At 35.6% G+C, this 16978-nt stretch carries 18 protein-coding genes; 17 read left to right on the top strand and 1 reads right to left on the bottom strand.

The window, feature by feature from the left end:
- Nucleotides 1-109: 109 nt before the first annotated feature.
- The 11 genes from aceB (at nucleotide 110) to PZ898_RS10510 (ending at nucleotide 10706) form a co-directional block, all read left to right on the top strand.
- Nucleotides 110-1684, top strand: coding sequence for a malate synthase A (gene aceB, locus PZ898_RS10560; RefSeq protein WP_277695459.1), 1575 nt, complete (start codon nucleotides 110-112; stop codon nucleotides 1682-1684).
- A gap of 111 nt (nucleotides 1685-1795) precedes the next feature.
- A complete protein-coding gene (gene aceA, locus PZ898_RS10555; RefSeq protein WP_347176658.1) occupies nucleotides 1796-3079 on the top strand; it encodes an isocitrate lyase in 1284 nt (427 codons plus the stop codon).
- Between the two features lie 181 nt (nucleotides 3080-3260).
- Nucleotides 3261-3833 (top strand): OmpH family outer membrane protein, encoded by a 573-nt coding sequence (locus tag PZ898_RS10550; protein WP_120232135.1) that lies wholly within the window; start codon nucleotides 3261-3263, stop codon nucleotides 3831-3833.
- A 128-nt stretch (nucleotides 3834-3961) separates the two neighbouring features.
- The gene (locus tag PZ898_RS10545; protein ID WP_120232134.1) at nucleotides 3962-4348 is read left to right on the top strand and encodes a thioesterase family protein; all 387 of its coding nucleotides are present in this window, start codon (nucleotides 3962-3964) and stop codon (nucleotides 4346-4348) included.
- A 32-nt stretch (nucleotides 4349-4380) separates the two neighbouring features.
- Entirely contained in the window at nucleotides 4381-5547 is a 1167-nt protein-coding gene (locus PZ898_RS10540; RefSeq protein WP_277695457.1) for a hypothetical protein, read from the top strand.
- A 28-nt stretch (nucleotides 5548-5575) separates the two neighbouring features.
- Complete coding sequence (locus PZ898_RS10535) at nucleotides 5576-5968, top strand: hypothetical protein (RefSeq protein ID WP_277695456.1); 393 nt, start codon at nucleotides 5576-5578, stop codon at nucleotides 5966-5968.
- Between the two features lie 71 nt (nucleotides 5969-6039).
- Nucleotides 6040-7482, top strand: a complete 1443-nt coding sequence (locus PZ898_RS10530; RefSeq protein ID WP_277695455.1) for a serine hydrolase — start codon at nucleotides 6040-6042, stop codon at nucleotides 7480-7482.
- Nucleotides 7483-7555: 73 nt separating this feature from the next.
- Nucleotides 7556-8002, top strand: a complete 447-nt coding sequence (locus PZ898_RS10525) for a 6-carboxytetrahydropterin synthase (protein WP_047097353.1) — start codon at nucleotides 7556-7558, stop codon at nucleotides 8000-8002.
- A 20-nt stretch (nucleotides 8003-8022) separates the two neighbouring features.
- A complete protein-coding gene (locus PZ898_RS10520; protein WP_062676140.1) occupies nucleotides 8023-8793 on the top strand; it encodes a UDP-2,3-diacylglucosamine diphosphatase in 771 nt (256 codons plus the stop codon).
- A gap of 195 nt (nucleotides 8794-8988) precedes the next feature.
- Entirely contained in the window at nucleotides 8989-9981 is a 993-nt protein-coding gene (locus PZ898_RS10515) for an acyl transferase (protein WP_216443944.1), read from the top strand.
- A 179-nt stretch (nucleotides 9982-10160) separates the two neighbouring features.
- The gene (locus PZ898_RS10510) at nucleotides 10161-10706 is read left to right on the top strand and encodes a hypothetical protein (RefSeq protein WP_062676139.1); all 546 of its coding nucleotides are present in this window, start codon (nucleotides 10161-10163) and stop codon (nucleotides 10704-10706) included.
- Between the two features lie 266 nt (nucleotides 10707-10972).
- On the opposite strand, the gene aqpZ is transcribed toward PZ898_RS10510, so the two are convergent.
- Nucleotides 10973-11689, bottom strand: coding sequence for an aquaporin Z (gene aqpZ / locus PZ898_RS10505; RefSeq protein WP_034696881.1), 717 nt, complete (start codon nucleotides 11687-11689; stop codon nucleotides 10973-10975).
- Nucleotides 11690-11907: 218 nt separating this feature from the next.
- Between aqpZ and PZ898_RS10500 the strand changes: the two genes are divergently transcribed.
- The 6 genes from PZ898_RS10500 (at nucleotide 11908) to PZ898_RS10475 (ending at nucleotide 16944) form a co-directional block, all read left to right on the top strand.
- Nucleotides 11908-12528 carry a DUF5715 family protein gene (locus PZ898_RS10500; RefSeq protein ID WP_062676138.1) on the top strand — a complete coding sequence of 207 codons (621 nt, stop codon included), beginning with the start codon at nucleotides 11908-11910 and terminating at the stop codon, nucleotides 12526-12528.
- A 62-nt stretch (nucleotides 12529-12590) separates the two neighbouring features.
- Nucleotides 12591-13370 (top strand): hypothetical protein, encoded by a 780-nt coding sequence (locus PZ898_RS10495; RefSeq protein ID WP_228411949.1) that lies wholly within the window; start codon nucleotides 12591-12593, stop codon nucleotides 13368-13370.
- A gap of 16 nt (nucleotides 13371-13386) precedes the next feature.
- Nucleotides 13387-14010: a hypothetical protein gene (locus PZ898_RS10490; RefSeq protein WP_062676136.1), complete on the top strand. Its 624-nt coding sequence runs from the start codon at nucleotides 13387-13389 to the stop codon at nucleotides 14008-14010.
- A 200-nt stretch (nucleotides 14011-14210) separates the two neighbouring features.
- A complete protein-coding gene (locus tag PZ898_RS10485; RefSeq protein ID WP_228436768.1) occupies nucleotides 14211-14792 on the top strand; it encodes an ATP-binding protein in 582 nt (193 codons plus the stop codon).
- On the top strand, nucleotides 14761-15438 hold the full coding sequence (locus tag PZ898_RS10480; RefSeq protein ID WP_062676134.1) for a response regulator transcription factor: 678 nt from the start codon (nucleotides 14761-14763) through the stop codon (nucleotides 15436-15438). The genes PZ898_RS10485 and PZ898_RS10480 overlap by 32 nt, the downstream gene beginning before the upstream one ends.
- A gap of 150 nt (nucleotides 15439-15588) precedes the next feature.
- Complete coding sequence (locus tag PZ898_RS10475; protein WP_277695454.1) at nucleotides 15589-16944, top strand: DUF2235 domain-containing protein; 1356 nt, start codon at nucleotides 15589-15591, stop codon at nucleotides 16942-16944.
- Nucleotides 16945-16978 lie beyond the last annotated feature (34 nt).

The following is a 16978-nucleotide window of genomic DNA, read 5'->3' as shown; positions in this document are numbered from 1 at the left end:
TAGATGCGATTATTCGCATAATAATTTTTTAAATAAATTTAGCGAACGTTCGCTGTTTGTGAAAATTTTTATTTATGTTTGTAACATCAAATCACAAAATCAATAAGTTATGGAAACAAAGACTCAATTAGAAATAAAGTCACAGAAGCAGTTTGAGGAAGTATTTACTCCTGATTTGGCAGATTTTCTGATTTCGCTTCATCAGCACTTTAATGATAAAAGACTTGAACTTTTAGAAGAAAGAAAAATTACTCAGCAAAATTTTGATAAAGGAAATCTTCCTGAGTTTTTAAAAGAAACAGCAGACATTCGGAACGGAAATTGGGTATGTGCTCCGCTTCCTGAAGATATGTTGGATAGAAGAGTAGAAATTACCGGTCCTGTTGACCGCAAAATGATTATCAATGCCTTGAATTCCGGTGCTTCTACGTTTATGGCTGATTTTGAAGACAGCAGTTCACCGGTTTGGGAGAACTGTATCCAGGGACAGATTAATCTTTCTGATGCTATTAACCGAAAGATAGATTTTGTTAACGAAAAAGGAAAAGCTTACACCCTTAATGAAAAAACGGCTGTTTTACAGGTTCGTCCAAGAGGGCTTCATCTTCCGGAGAAAAATATTGAAATCAACGGAGAAAAAGCATCCGGATCGCTGACTGATTTTGGAATTTATTTTTTCAGAAACGCAAAACAACTTTTGGAAAACGGAAGTGGCCCTTATTTTTACCTTCCAAAATTAGAACACTATAAAGAAGCCCGATGGTGGAATGAAGTTTTTATTTTCGCCCAAAACTATCTCGGAATTCCGAAGGGAACTATTAAAGCTACTGTTTTAATAGAAACCATTACTGCTTCATTTCAGATTGATGAAATTTTATTTGAATTAAAAGAACATAGCGCAGGATTGAATTGCGGAAGATGGGATTATATTTTCTCCTACATTAAAAAATTCAGAAACCTTAGCGAATTTATAGTTCCGGACAGAGATCAGGTGACTATGACCTCTCCTTTTATGAGTGCCTATTCAAAAAGAGTGATCGAAATCTGTCATAAACGAAATGTCCATGCAATCGGTGGAATGGCAGCCCAGATCCCTGTAAAAGACGATGATGAAGCTAATCGTATTGCTTTTGAAAAAGTAAAAAATGATAAAGAAAGAGAAGTGAAAAATGGTCATGACGGAACTTGGGTTGCACATCCGGCCTTGGTACCTGTAGCAAAAGAAGTTTTTGACCAGTATATGCCTTCCAAAAATCAGATCGATAAAAAATTCGAATACCATATAACAGAAAGCCAGTTGCTGGAAATTCCTAAAGGTGATATTACCGAAAAAGGAATCCGAAAAAATATCAATGTAGGAATTCTTTATCTGGAAAGCTGGCTGATGGGAACTGGCGCAGCCGCCATTTATAATCTCATGGAAGATGCAGCTACTGCTGAGATTTCAAGAACACAAATCTGGCAATGGCTGAAAAACGAAGCGGTCCTGAGTGACGATAGAACATTAACCCGAAGTATGGTATTACAGTGGGAAAAAGAGGAAATGGACAATATTGAAAAGTATGTAGGAGAAATCCGTTTCCAAAACGGAAAATTCAACCTTGCCAAAGAACTTTTCAATGAATTGATTTTCTGTGAAAAGTTTGAAGAATTTCTAACCCTTAAAGCATATCCTTTTATATAGTTTGAGAGTGAGAGAATAGGAGTGTCCGAAAGTTTGAGAATCATATCTCGAAACCTTGTACCCCGAATCCCGTATCTCGAACCCTTAAATCTAATCAAACAAAATCCAAATATTATGAAAACAAGACAAGAACAAATTCAGGCTATAGAGCAAGATTGGCTGACAAATCCACGTTGGCACGGTGTAAAAAGACCTTATACGGCAGAAGAAGTTCTTAAACTTCGCGGTTCTTATACTATTGACTACACTATTGCGACAGAAATGTCCAAAAAATTCTGGGATAAATTGAATACTCAGGATTATGTGGCAGGGCTTGGTGCATTAACGGGTAATCAGGCAGTGCAGGAAGTAGATGCAGGTCTGGAAGCAATATACCTTTCAGGATGGCAGGTGGCTGCAGACGCCAATCTATCTGGGGAAATGTATCCTGATCAGTCATTGTATCCAGCCAATTCAGTACCTTCAGTGGTAAAGAAAATTAATAATGCTTTATTGAGAGCAGATCAGGTGCAGTCGGTAAGCGGATCAGGAAATAAAGAATATCTTGTGCCTATCATTGCCGACGCCGAAGCTGGTTTTGGAGGCAATCTGAATGCTTTTGAGCTGATGAAACAGATGATTGAAGCAGGAGCAGCTGGTGTACATTTTGAAGATCAGCTTTCTTCGGCCAAAAAATGTGGACACTTAGGAGGAAAAGTATTGGTGCCTACACAGGAAGCAGTCAATAAACTGATTGCGGCACGTCTGGCTGCTGATGTACTTGGAGTTCCGAGTCTTATTATAGCAAGAACAGATGCGGATGCAGCAGATTTACTGACCTCCGATATTGATGACAGAGATAAGAAATTCGTTACAGGAGAAAGAACTTCCGAAGGATTTTACGTGGTAAGAAATGGAGTAGAACAAGGCATCGACAGAGGACTGTCTTATGCTCCCTATGCAGATCTTATCTGGATGGAAACTTCAAATCCCGACCTGGAACAAGCCAAAAGGTTTGCAGAAGGAATTCATGCGAAATTCCCGGGAAAAATGCTGGCTTATAACTGTTCACCTTCATTCAATTGGGCAGCAAAACTGAGTGTGGAAGAAATGTCTACTTTCCGTGAAGAGTTGGCTAAAATGGGATACAAATTTCAGTTTATTACCCTTGCAGGATTCCATGCCTTGAACACCGCTATGTTTGAATTGGCACTAGCTTATAAAGAAAGAGGAATGGCAGGATACTCAGAACTTCAGGAGCGTGAGTTTGCATTACAGCACAAAGGATTCAGAGCAGTGAAACATCAGTCTTTTGTAGGAACAGGATATTTTGATGAAGTACAGAATATTGTGACCAACGGCTCTTCAGCTACTGTAGCGATGAAAGATTCTACAGAAACGGCACAATTCCATTAGTCGTTTTTCCATATTTTTTTGATGTTAAACCTTCTCGTTTGTGGGAAGGTTTTTCTTTTGTTTAAAGGGCTTTGAAACTGTTTTTACAATATGTATATTTCAAAATAGTAAAGAAATAAATGCGACATGATAAGTAATTGAAATTTGAATTATATTTGGGGCTGAAAAAATATTATTAAAAATGAATTTAATTAAAGTACTTTTTATTACATTAGGATTAACGCTTACTGCAAATGCTGCAAATGCTCAACAGAAGGTTGGAAGTGTAAACACAGAGGATATTTTTGCAAGTTTATCTGAAGTAACCACTATAGGAACTACTATTGATAATCTGACTAAGTCTAAGCAGGCTGAAATTGAAAAAATGATCGGTGATTATCAGACTAAATTGAAAGCAGCACAGGCTAAAGAAAAGACTCTTAGTGAAGCCAACAAAGAAGCTGTGACTAAAGAACTGATGGCAGCACAAACAGAGTTGCAGACTTTAGGTAAAAAAATAGAAGATTCAAGAGCACAGGCTGCTAAAGATATTTCAGCTAAGCAAAGTGAATTGTACACTCCTTTACAACAAAAGGTAAAGAGCGTTATTTCTGCTGTTGCTAAAGAAAGAGGATTGAATTTTATCTTCGATACATCATTCCATGAATCTAATAATTTAGTTTACACAGATGGAAGTGAAGATATCACAGCTCTGGTAAAAACCAAATTAGGAGCTACAGCAACGCCTGCAAAACCTGCTGGAAAATCTAAATAAGAAATTCAATATACTGAATATTATACCGGGATCAGAAATTATGATCCCGTTTTTTTATGTATAAAAGTGTTGGGTTGAATGAAGAAATTTTATTTTAAAATGATACATTTGAGTAAACTTTAAGCAGAATGAATTTAATGTACGAAAAACAAATAAAGGTAACAGAAGATCATATTGATCAGAATAATCATGTGAATAACGTACAATATGTGCACTGGGTGGAGGAAGTAGCAGCGGAACACTGGGATCTTCTGAAACAGCAAACAGAATATGTAAACGATGCCTGGATGCTTCTGGATCATCATATCCGATATAAAAAACAGGTTTATCTGGATGATATCATTACGGTAAGAACTTATCCTCTGACTCCCGAAGGAGCCAAACAGCCAAGAAAAGTTGAGTTCTATTGCAATGAAGAACTTGTGGTAGACTCAAGCACGCTTTGGATTCTGTTCGATCCTGAAACCAAAAAAATAAAACGTCTGGAAAACGACTGGCTGGAGAAGTTTTTTTAGCTATATAACCCTAAATCAAAAACTAAATACACATGAAATTCTCTTATTCACTGGCTTTACTCTTGTTAAGCATAATAAGCTATGGTCAGGAAAATCCTTACTGGTTTACAGATGATATCAAAAAAAAGGTAGCAGACTCTACCCAAAGTCAATCCTGGAGAAGCCAGATGGCAGCAACATACTACTCAATAAGCGGACAATACAAACCGGCATTGGAAAGTTGGGATGAGACTTTTGGACGTGTAAAAAAGTTGAGTACTGCAGATAGTCTGAGATTCACAAAATTAATCCCCGTCAATGCAAAAGATTATATCTTAGACAGAGCTGCCAGTGAACAGATTATCATCATTAATGAAGCTCATCATAATGCCAGTCACAGAGCATTTGCCTCTTCCTTACTCCAAGGGTTGTATGACAAAGGCTACAGATATTTGGGCCTCGAAACATTGGCGAGTGATTCTTTAAATATTACAAAATTTGCTGCTCTCAGTAGCGGATATTATTCCAAAGAACCGGAATTTGGAAATTTTATCTACAATGCTTTGAAAATTGGATTTAAACTTTTCCCCTACGAAGCAGAAGGAAATAACAAAGAAAGAGAAATTGGAGAAGCAAAAAATATCTTCGATTTTATGCAGAAAAATAAAGATGGCAAATATCTCATCTACTGCGGTTATCAGCATGCTTATGAAGGTATTCATAAATCCTGGGAGAAAACAATGGCAGGACGACTTTCAGACCTTACGGAGATCAATCCTTTTACGATTGATCAGACTCAGTTTTCAGAAAAAAGTAGCCTGAAATTTAATGACCCTCTTTTAAGACTTGTGAAAAATACTGTCCCTGTTGTTTTAAAAGATCAGAATCATGGAATATATAATGGGGAAGACAAAGAGTTGTATACTGATATTAAAATCATTCATCCCGTTACAAAATATGTTGAAGGCAGACCCAATTGGATGTTGAACAAAAACAGAAAGTTTTATAAAATTCCAGCCTCTAAAGTTTCGATATATCCGGCCTTGGTTTTAGCATACAGAAAAGGAGAGTTTGAAAAACAGGGAATCCCTGCTGATATTATTGAGCTCAAAACGTCCAATGACAGTCGTTTTTTAATCCTGGATAAAGGGAATTATGAAATTGTTATCAAAGACAAAGAGTATAAAGTCATTAATAGATTTGAAAAAAAGATAAAATAATAGCTAGAATAGCTTGATAAAAAGGGTAATGAAAAATAAGTTAAGAAAAATAACTGTCAATGCTGTAGAATACTTGTATTTAGTTGCAGATCAATATTATTTCGAATCTAAAACTAATACTTTGACTGTAAAAGTTTTTTTAAACGGACAAAAACAAACCCCTTTAATCATCAAATTTATGACTGTCAATGATTATGTGATGGGACAACCTTTAAAGTCAGGGGTAAAGTTATTTAATAAAATAAAAAACACTGAAGAGGTAGTTAATCTTAATGAGCCTAAATATATTAAAGAGCTTATTGTTCTTGGATTAAAGGATGGATGGTCAGGAACTAATTTAATAACAATAAAAAACGGACTTAATTATTTGAGTGAATTAGGCTTTCAAACCGATCAATTAAAACCAGAAAATAACAAATAATTTTTTTCCTAAATGTAATACAAAAAGGCCCGCAGTTGTTTTTAATAAGGAAACATCAAACAAACATCTCCATGAAATCATCTATTTTAACAATATTATTTTCAGGCTTTTTCGTTACAGCTTATGGTCAGACTGCAGAACAATCGAAAGCGATAGACAGCTATATAAAGAAAGTTATTCAAATCAATGAGATACCGGGAATGGCCGTAGGAATTGTAACGAATAATAAAGTGACTTTCCAGAAATATTATGGAACAGAAAATTTGGAAAGCGATAAAAAAGTAGATCAGAATTCCATGTTCAGGGTGTATTCAAGTACAAAACTGATGTCAAATGTTGGGCTTTTTCAGCTTGTGGAGCAAGGAAAACTTTCTGTGGAAGATAAAATTTCAAAATATGTTGACAATATACCGGCAGAATGGCAAAATGTTAAGGTAAAAAATCTTCTTTCCCACTCTTCAGGACTTCCGGATTGGATTAATTTCAATGATATTGCAACAGATGCTACCAACGCTGAAGTTATTAACCGCTTATCAAAAGAAAAAATGGAATTTGAAACCGGAAGTGATTACAGATATAATCAGACTAACTACATGCTGATTACGATGATCATTGAAAAAATAACAGGAGAGAAATTTGAAGATTATATCCTGAAGAATCAGTTTTCAGACTCCAAAAATAAGGTAGTGTTTTCATCGAATTCCGTTGAAAAAATCCCTAATAGAATTGTAAAATATAACTACAACAAAAAGACACATCAATACGAAAAATCCGCATTTGTAGAAGGGAGAAGAGCGCATTCAGCGAATGGCTTAGCGATTGCATTGCCTGCATTTTTACAATGGAGCATTCATTTGAGTAAAAATGATTTTCTGAAACCTGCCACACAAGCGTTGATGTGGAAACCGTTTGAATACAAAAATAAAGAGATCACCTTTACTCATGGTTGGGATACGGACATCTTTAATGCTATAAAATCCTATGATTTCTCAGGAGGAAATGTGAGTGCTTACAGAATTTTTCCGGATCAGAATATAGCTATCATAGTGATGTACAACGGATATAAAGAATTTCCTGTTTTTTATCCTATGATCAATCAGATTGCCGGCATGATGGATAAACGAATGCTGAACCCATATATGGTGGCAGAAGAATATACAAAGTCTGAACCTATTGTTCATCCCAATCTTAAAAAAGAAAATTATGGCTACCGGACTGAAAAGGATAATATCATTTTTTCTTATCAATTTCCAGAAGGGAAAAGTGTAGAGTACATCAAAAGTATTTCTGTGACAGGTTCTTTTAACAACTGGAATCCTGATGATCAGGTGTATTATATGAATCTGAAAAGAAACAATGCTTTTGAATTAACACTCCCAAAATCTCATTTCGAAAGTGGGAAAACTTACCAGTTTAAATTTGTTATGAATAAAAAAAACTGGCTTTCTGTACCTTACAATGCTGCTAATGTAGATGGAACCAAGGATCATAATCTGACTTTCAAAATTGATTAAAAAGAATATCTTAAAATCGCTGTAATAGAAACAGTCTTTTCTGTATTAAGCTGTTTTATCCTATCTTTGTATTATGATACGTATTACAAAAATTTTTACATTCGAGACGGCTCACGTGCTTTACAACTACGATGGGAAGTGTAAAAATATGCATGGACATTCCTATAAACTGTTTGTAACAGTGAAAGGAAAACCGATTAATGATATTGAAAATCCTAAAAATGGAATGGTGGTAGATTTCGGAGATATCAAAAGTATCGTAAAATCTGAGATCGTAGATGTATGGGACCATGCGGTTCTTGTCAATGCACTGTCTCCACACAAAGAACTGGGAGATGACCTTGAGCAGAAAGGCCATAAAGTAATCTATTGCAGCTTCCAGCCGACTTGTGAAAACATGTTGTATGCTATTGCTGCTAAAATCAAATCAAGACTTCCCGAAGGAATTTCTTTAGCTTATCTTAAACTTCATGAGACAGAAAACTCTTATGGAGAATGGTTTGCAGAAGATAATCAATAATTTTTCACAAAACTCAGAAAGTGTTAAAAACAACAATTAATTTAGAACCTGGGAAAAAAGTATACTTCGCTTCGGATCAGCATTTTGGTGCTCCTACACCCAAGGAAAGCAAGGTGCGCGAGGAGAGGTTTATACGCTGGATGGATGAGATCAAAGAGGATGCTCAGGTTTTGTTTTTAATGGGAGATCTTTTTGATTTCTGGCATGAATGGAAGCATGTTATTCCTAAAGGATACGTTCGTGTGCTTGGAAAAATTGCAGAATTGAAAGACAGAGGAATTCATATTTATTTCTTTGTAGGAAATCATGATCTCTGGATGAAAGATTATCTGGAAGAAGAAATCGGATGTACCGTATTCTATCAGAAACAATATTTTGAAATGGGAGGAAAGCAGTTTCTGCTGGCTCATGGAGATGGTTTGGGACCTGGTGACAAAGGATATAAAAGAATGAAGAAACTATTCACCAATCCGGCGGCTCAATGGTTTTTCAAATGGCTTCACCCTGATATCGCGATGAAAATTGCATTATACCTTTCACAAAAAAATAAAATGATCTCCGGAGAAGAAGACAAAGCTTTTTTGGGAGAAGATAAAGAGTTTCTGATTATTTATTCCAAAGAAAAGCTGAAAACTCAGAAGATTGATTATTTCATCTATGGTCACAGACACCTGCCAATGGTACTGGATCTGCAACAAAACGCAAAATATATCAACCTTGGAGACTGGATATCCTATTTCACTTACGGAGTTTTTGAAAAGGATTTTGAACTCAAGACTTTTGAAAAATAAAGCAAAAAAAATTACCCCTAAAAAGAGGTAACTTTCGAACGGGTGGAAAAACCCACTCTTGTTTTTAATCCATATTCCAAGTAATACATTGCAATAAGTCTACCAAAATAGGTTTTATATAGTAAAAAATTATTAAATAACAATATTTTATCTCTGTAATTGCCTTGTAGTAAGGGATTAAGGAATTTAAAAATTATGGAATTGAAAAATATATTCAACATAAAGACTGAACAGGATTTTCTAAGTGCATCATTGAAAACATTTCGTTATCAATATGAAAATGTTGAAATATACCGGAAATTCGTTGATTTTCTGAAGGTGAACCCCGATGAGGTAGATAGCCTGGTGAAAATTCCGTTTCTTCCTATTGAAATGTTTAAAAACCATCAGATTCTGGATAAAAATGTGGATACGGATCTTTACTTTCAAAGTTCGGGAACCACCCAGATGAACCTTTCCAAACATTTTATTGCAGATCCGGAGCTTTATGAAGAAAGCATTTATAAAAGTTTTGAACAATTTATCGGAAAACCGGAAGACTTTATTTTTCTTGGGCTACTTCCAAGCTATCTTGAGAGACAAAACTCATCACTGATCTATATGGTAGACTATCTTATGAAGAAGTCTGCAAAACCGGAAAACGGATATTTTCTTTATAATCATGCTGAGCTTTTTGAATTATTAAATACATTGCAGGGCAAAAAAGTTATTCTTTTTGGGGTTTCTTTTGCCCTATTAGACTTTCTTGATTACTGTCATTCCGAGCAAAGCGATGAATCCCTGAACTTCCCTGAAAATTTAATCGTAATTGAAACCGGCGGTATGAAAGGGCGAAAAGAAGAAATGACCAAAGATGAATTGTTGAAAATCTTGCAGGAAGGACTTAAAACGGACAGAATATATTCAGAATATTCCATGACAGAGTTACTTTCACAGGCTTATTCCCTTGGAAATAATGAATACGAATGTCCGAACTGGATGAGAATCATGGTTCGGAATGCAGAAGATCCTTTGGCTTACGAAAAAGAAGGCCGTACAGGAGCTATTAATATCATTGATCTTGCCAATACGCATTCCTGCTCATTTATTGCAACACAGGATTTAGGGAAAATAATGGGTGATAAATTTCAGGTCTTAGGAAGAATAGATCATTCAGATATCAGAGGATGCAGCCTGCTGGTGAGTTGATGATTTTGGACATAAGAGAACAATTGTGAATGGTCAATTCGCTTCGCTTGTCAATTTTTGTATCATAAAATAATTTGCGACTTTTGCTGAGTGAAACGCCCTTGCGAGCCTTTAAACACTTGGCTATTAAAAACTTTGCGGGCATTGCGTTTTATTAAAAATTTTTACCATCATAAAAAATGATCAAAATAGAAGAACTAATACATGCCTACATCCATTCCCATTGCGATTTTGAAAAAGAAATTGTACTGACGAATTATTTTCAGGCAGATTGGGAAGCGGACATATTAATCATAGATTCGGAAGGTGGAAGTCATGAAATTGAGATCAAGCTTTCAAAGAGTGATTTTAAAAATGATTTTAAAAAATCATATATCAACAAAGATACCGGGGAAAAATTTCTGAAACATGATAAAATTTCCTGTGGAGATTATATATGCAATTCCTTTAGTTTTTTGCTCCCGATGGGAATGGTAGACGCAGCTCTTATCCCTGAACATTGTGGAATCATCGAATTCTATCATAATGCAGATACCTGGGAAACTGAATTCTATCTGATCCGCCAGCCTAAAAAGCTTCATGAAGATTCTTACTGGAAACTGAATGACAAAGATCTTTTCATCAGGAAAATGGCGCTTAATCTTCTTCAGCGCAAAATGGAAATTAAAGGGAAACATGAAGAGCTCATCTTTAAAAATCCTTTTGAAATCAAAAAGCTGAAATAAAAAAATGTTGGGTTTAACGAAAAGTTTAATCTCTATTTTTAAGTTTTATGGAAGCAAAGGTGAAATCAATGACATTGATTCTTACTAATCCAACATTACAATTAGCCTCATAAGCAACATAGTTGTAACAACTTTGCCCCTTTTAAATAAAAAGTTTCTCTTATAAAAAACTTGCGTTTACAAGAATTTCAAAACAATTTATTCAAATCAGAAATAAAAAAATCCTGCCGCCTGACAGGATTTTATCATTAAATATTATTTTAAAATTAATCTGCAATTTCAGCAGTATCTCTCTGAAGTAAGAACTTGTAGATCAATCCGCCTACAACTCCTCCCAAAATAGGGGCTACCCAGAACAGCCAAAGCTGTGACATGGCAATTCCTCCCATAAAGACTGCCTGAGAAAGGGACCTCGCAGGGTTTACAGAGGTATTGGTAATCGGGATAGAGATCAGGTGGATCAACGTAAGCGCAAGACCGATGGCAAGACCGGCAAACTTACCGTTAGCCCACTTATCTGTAGCTCCCATGATTACAATTAGGAAAAATGCGGTTAATAGAAACTCAGCAAGAAATGCTGCTCCCATACTGAAAGCTTTTCCATTGTAAACGGCTTCACCGTAAAAGTTCGTGGCAAAATCTCCGGGTTTTGAGAATTCTACCGCTCCGGCACCGTTAAGGATTGTGTACAGACATCCTGCTGCTACAATCGCTCCCAAACACTGGGCTACAATGTAAGGAATAAGGTCTTTAGCAGGAAATCTTCCTCCTGCTAAAAGCCCGAAAGAAACTGCCGGATTAAAATGCCCTCCTGAGATATGCCCTACAGCGTAAGCCATGGTAAGAACAGTAAGACCGAAGGCTAAAGCAACGCCTAAAAGTCCGATGCCGATGTCTGGAACACCCGCTGCGAAAACAGCGCTTCCACACCCTCCGAAAACAAGCCAAAATGTGCCGAAAAATTCAGCGAAAAGTTTTTTTATCATGTTGTTTATTGTTTATGTATCTCAAATGTAAAATTTAAATCTTAAAGTAAAAAGTTAAAACTGAAAAAATATTTCAAAAAAGAGGGAACAAAAATTGCAAAATCTGTAATTTGGTGTAATGTTTGTTTGGGATTTATTGAGAGAGTATTATCATCAGTCTTGAAAGATCTAACATAAATGTTTTATCTTTCATTTGTAATTTAAAAGGAAGGTGAATGAGAAAGTTTTTTTGTGTGGTCTTTGTACCTTTTATTTATAGTTTACATTATTCGCAGGCAGCCAAAAAAGCTTTTCCCTGCTATGATCTTGCCACTGTATTAAAGGTAGAACCTACACCGCTTTATAAATCTCATCTTGATGCTTCCAAGGGTTTTGGAGTGCAGTTATTGAAAGATTCCAAAACCGTACAGAAATATATCAACAACGGAAAATTCCACAAAATAAAAAAATCCGGCAAAGGGTATCAGGTTCAGAGACTTGATTACAGCAGGGCTTATATGGTATCCAAGGCAAAAACTACTCTGGAAAAAATAGGGTCAAAGTTCAGTAAGGATACAAAAGGCGGTACATTTACGGTTTCATCCATTACCAGAACCCTTGAAGACCAGTGCAGGCTGAGAAGAGTGAATTCTAACGCCTCACTAGGAATTAGTTCTCACAACTATGGCAACTCTTTTGATATTTCTTACATAAGATTCAACAACGTTTTAAAATACAATCCGAAAATGGAAATAGCTCTGGAGAAAGTTTTAAAGCATTACGAGAAGGCTGGTAGAATATATTACATCAAAGAGAAGCAGCAGAGCTGTTATCATATTACTGTGAAAAATTATTAATTAAAATCCTCTTGCATAGCATATTTAGTTTGTATATTTTTATACGACTAAAAACTATGCTTATGTCAACATTAAACATTGTAGACTATATGCTGCCTGTAGAAGAATGTAGAGCAGCGTCAAACCAGTGGAAAGCATGTCTTTCTGACTTTTCCAAAATTCAAAAGCTTATCCCTACCAACTATGTTTTTAATATTTCCAGAGAACACCTTGAATGGATGAAGGGGTTTAAGGATTATAAAGACTTCTGTGCTGCAGTAGGAATTTACAGAGACCGATTGATTCTTATCTTTTATCCTATGAACAATGATGGGGTAAAAATAGATGTAAAAGAATATCCATATAGTTTCCTTACCGAACTTGAAAAAGATCTGAGATTGCAGGAAATTCAGGAGTATACACTTATTAGAAACGCCGTTCTATCCAAAGATCTTGAAAGCATGGAAAAAAATGCCAATATGGGATTGCCTGTTTCCAATACACCCATTCTTGAACAGGACAAAGCTGTAGATGCTATTGAACGTTGGAGAAATCAAGGTATGGATTGGTTTTATAAAGAGACCAGAGAAAATCAGGGAAGTGGAATTTTCAGAAAATTCTATGTTCCTACAGCAGACCTTTGTCTTTCAGATGAAGGATTGGCAGGTATTACCTGTTCTTTTGGGATCAGATACAATGATATTTACGGAAAAATGTTGGTAACGCTTATCTTTATCTCTTTCCGTGAAAACCTTAGAAATGCAGAACTGGGAGCAGAATCAATTTCCAATACTTACGACTGGGCAAAACCATGTCCTCCTATTTGCCGTATCCCGGATGTAGATGTAGGAAGTGAATTTTAAAACGATATATTGAGGAATGGCTGAACTTTATAAGGCAATTTTATTCCTGAATTATGCACTGCTCCTGTCCGTTATACTACTGGGAGCAGCAAAATACCGCATATTAAATCATAAAGAAAAGCAATATTTTCATTGTATTGCTTTTCTTTTTTTTATTGAATTGCTGAATCTGGCGCTGCCTTATATCTTCAGACTGAATGATACCTCATTCCTTTATCCCTTATACATTGCGGGAGAGTTTTTCCTGCTTACAGGTTTATTTATCAGAAAGCTGGACTGGCCAAGATATGTTTTGTGGATTGTAGGTGTATTGGCAACAGGTTTTATGATCTCGAAATACGGATTTGATTATCCTGCCAATGCTGATATAGCGAAAGTGGTTTCCAATATTATCATCATCTGTCTTTCCGGATTTACTCTGATTCGGGAGATTAAGAATACCTCTACACAGAATCGCTTTCTTTTGGTAGATGCCAGTATATTTTTCTATTACTCTGTCTCAGTGTTTATTTTTATCATTCAGCACCAGATCGCCAATCTGTCCGAAAACGATTATTATACTATTCTCAGTGCCAATAATATTCTTTCGAGTATTTTGTACTGTTCATTTTTATATACTTTTTTCAGATTAAAGAAGTAACACTAAATATCAATCTGCTGATCCTGATAATTGTTACCATAACAGTTATCGTATCCTTTATTCTGCTAGCTTACAGAGCTTTTATTACCAGAATTATTAAGGAAAAAAATGTACAGCATGAAGCGGAAGTTCTTCATCAGAAAAAATTAGTTCTGGAAAACATCAAGGCCCAGGAAGAAGAAAGGAAAAGAATTGCTGTGATGATTCATGATGATATCGGAAACCGCCTCAATATTCTTTCTTTGTGGTTGAATAACCTCGATACTCAGGGTGATGAGCTCATCAAAAAAAATATCTACGGTCAGATGTCTTCCCTGATTGATGCTGCCAGAAGTATTTCCCATTCATTATATCCTGTAAACTTGGAATCTGTGGGTCTGGTTTTATATGTTGAAGAATTAATAGCCAACCTTTCCCATAAAATCAATATTTCCCTGCAGGTAATGTCTGGATATGAAAAGAAAGATCTTTTCGTGGAAGTACAGCTGTACAGGATTATTCAGGAGTTTACCACCAATGTGATCAAGCATTCCGATGCAACGGATATTTGGATTTACATTAAAGATTATCCTGAAAATATGGCCGTTGTAATTTCTGATAACGGACAGGGATTTGAATATGAAGAAGTGAAAAAAGGGATGGGAATCAAAAATATTGAATCCCGTATCAAATCAATGAACGCCACACACAAATGGAAAAAAACATTTTCAAATAAAGGAAGTCGTTTAATTATAAAAATTCCAAAATATCATGAGTTCCCAAATCAAACTAGCACTGATTGATGATGAACAGCTCATCCTTGAAGGGGTAAAAATGTTGCTGTCCAATGAAAAAAATATATCGGTTTGCCTTACCGCAGATAATGGCCCCGATTTTATAGAAGACCTCGGAAAACTTTCAAAAGATGAATTTCCTGATATTGCTCTCGTAGATGTTCAGATGAAACCTATGAATGGTTTTGAACTGGTAGAAATCCTGAAAGAAAAATATCCGGATCTTAAAATTATTATCCTGTCATCCCATTATAAAACCTCTATTCTCGGATATATGGTTAAGCTGGGAGTATCAGCATTTCTTCCCAAAAACTCGAATAAAAAAACCTTTATTGAAGCCATCACAATGGTAGATAAAAATGGTGTCTTTTTTACGGCCGAAGATCATCAGATGCTGTTTACTTATATGAACAGCTCTGCCAAAAAAAAATCTCTTTTTGAAACAGAAGATGAATTATCCGAAAGAGAAAAAGATGTGGTAAAACTGATCTGTCAGGAATTGACCAACAATGAAATCGGAGAAAAACTCTTTATCAGCCCCAGAACTGTAGAAAGTCACAGACAACGTATCCTGGAGAAAATCGGAGCCAAGAATACTGTGGGTATAGTAATCTATGCCATTGTCAACAATATTTACTCCCTTGAAAAAATCTAAATTGATTCCGTAGAAATACGGATTTTTTTATTTGGTACTTTTCACTCTAGCGAACCTTATTTTTCTTCTGTTATTTTGGAATGTCTCTTTCAGAGATGGTAGTTGAAAAAAAACACAAACAGGATCTTTAGTAAAAATTAAAGTAGAAACATGAATGGTAACAGAGTGATTTCCGTCGGGATTTTCTTTGACGGTACAGGAAATAATGGAGCAAATATTCTTTCACCGGATAAACCGCTGAATAATAATGAAAGCTATTATGGTACTTTCAGCAATATCTATAAATTATACAGTTTATTCGTTGGAGATGAAAAAATATATATTGAAGGAATTGGTACCGCAACAGGTAGTGAAGATAATAATTTTGCCATGGCAACCTGTGCAAATCCACCCTATGGAAGCGGATATTCGTCAGATGATAAACTTCAGAAAGCCGGAGATTTTGTGCGGAAAATAATCCATGATGAGACAAAGGAATACCATTTCTATATCTATGGATTCGGGAGAGGAGGGATGCTAGCAAGAACTTTCTGTAATCAGCTTCTGACTTTTTATGCGGTAGGAAATTGCAGAATAAAATTTTTGGGGCTTTTTGATACGATTGAGTCTAAGCCTTTTAATAATTATAACATGAAGATCTCTGCACAGGTAGAGAATGCTCTGCATTTCTGTGCAGTTAATGAGGGCAGGTTTTTCTTTCCATTGACAGGTTTGTTTGAGAATTCGAAAACAATGCAGGATCAGAAATTGGAAAATCAGTCTTCAGTTTGGAAAGAAATATTTGTTCCTGGAGATCATGCTGATATTGGAGGAGGATATCTGGAAGGTCCACAATCTGTTTATATTTCTACAGATTTCATTAATGTTGATGATCTGCATGACTACGTTTCAGATATCAGAAATGCAAAAACCAATGCTGATGGAAATAAAATATGGGATGCTTTACTCTCGGAATATAAAGTGGAAACGGTGGATGGCCTTTCACAGGCCTATGTTTGCCGGGATAAAGTATATAATGACCTGTCAAAAGTATATGGAAAACTCATGATGGACGAAACCAATACCATATTATCAGTATTTAGTACTGAGAATGAAGCGTATTTTGGAACAGATTATAATAAGCATGCTTTTCTCAATCGGTTTTATATCAAAATGAAAGAATATGTAAAGGATCTTTCTACAAACAAAAAACCGATATATGATTTCGAAAGATTTGTGGATTATACCCATATTTCTTCAAACTTCGGATTGTATAGTGATAGTTTCCGGTACAGAACTCAGCGTGAAATTAATATTGAGTTGATTAATAATGGATTAAATGTATCAAGTCGTACCTCCGTTGATGAAACAAGCCGTACAAAAAGGCTTTCCGTAGAACTTCATCTTCCGGAGGACAGCTTTGTTGCAGATTTCCTATATGGAACAAACGTTCCCAATAATGATATCTGGGTTCGTTCTATTATAAAAGCACCGGCAGCTACGATATTAAATGAATGGAAGAATTAATGAAAAAACTTCTCAGTTTTAAATTTAGGTTAGG

The sequence above is a fragment of the Chryseobacterium sp. WX genome (assembly GCF_029542485.1).
Taxonomy (GTDB): Bacteria; Bacteroidota; Bacteroidia; order Flavobacteriales; family Weeksellaceae; genus Chryseobacterium; species Chryseobacterium cucumeris.
The sequence above is the reverse complement of the archived record's forward strand: the minus strand, read 5'-3'. Positions and strand labels throughout refer to the sequence as shown.

Bases quoted from the DNA above. Each gene is read 5' to 3' on its own strand.
- PZ898_RS10485 (WP_228436768.1), top strand. From the start codon at position 14,211: ATGATTCATGATGATATCGGAAACCGCCTCAATATTCTTTCTTTGTGG.
- PZ898_RS10490 (WP_062676136.1), top strand. From the start codon at position 13,387: ATGGCTGAACTTTATAAGGCAATTTTATTCCTGAATTATGCACTGCTC.
- aceB (WP_277695459.1), top strand. From the start codon at position 110: ATGGAAACAAAGACTCAATTAGAAATAAAGTCACAGAAGCAGTTTGAG.
- PZ898_RS10515 (WP_216443944.1), top strand. From the start codon at position 8,989: ATGGAATTGAAAAATATATTCAACATAAAGACTGAACAGGATTTTCTA.
- PZ898_RS10475 (WP_277695454.1), top strand. From the start codon at position 15,589: ATGAATGGTAACAGAGTGATTTCCGTCGGGATTTTCTTTGACGGTACA.
- PZ898_RS10510 (WP_062676139.1), top strand. From the start codon at position 10,161: ATGATCAAAATAGAAGAACTAATACATGCCTACATCCATTCCCATTGC.
- PZ898_RS10525 (WP_047097353.1), top strand. From the start codon at position 7,556: ATGATACGTATTACAAAAATTTTTACATTCGAGACGGCTCACGTGCTT.
- PZ898_RS10500 (WP_062676138.1), top strand. From the start codon at position 11,908: ATGAGAAAGTTTTTTTGTGTGGTCTTTGTACCTTTTATTTATAGTTTA.
- PZ898_RS10540 (WP_277695457.1), top strand. From the start codon at position 4,381: ATGAAATTCTCTTATTCACTGGCTTTACTCTTGTTAAGCATAATAAGC.
- PZ898_RS10535 (WP_277695456.1), top strand. From the start codon at position 5,576: ATGAAAAATAAGTTAAGAAAAATAACTGTCAATGCTGTAGAATACTTG.
- PZ898_RS10530 (WP_277695455.1), top strand. From the start codon at position 6,040: ATGAAATCATCTATTTTAACAATATTATTTTCAGGCTTTTTCGTTACA.
- PZ898_RS10495 (WP_228411949.1), top strand. From the start codon at position 12,591: ATGTCAACATTAAACATTGTAGACTATATGCTGCCTGTAGAAGAATGT.
- PZ898_RS10550 (WP_120232135.1), top strand. From the start codon at position 3,261: ATGAATTTAATTAAAGTACTTTTTATTACATTAGGATTAACGCTTACT.
- PZ898_RS10545 (WP_120232134.1), top strand. From the start codon at position 3,962: ATGAATTTAATGTACGAAAAACAAATAAAGGTAACAGAAGATCATATT.
- PZ898_RS10480 (WP_062676134.1), top strand. From the start codon at position 14,761: ATGAGTTCCCAAATCAAACTAGCACTGATTGATGATGAACAGCTCATC.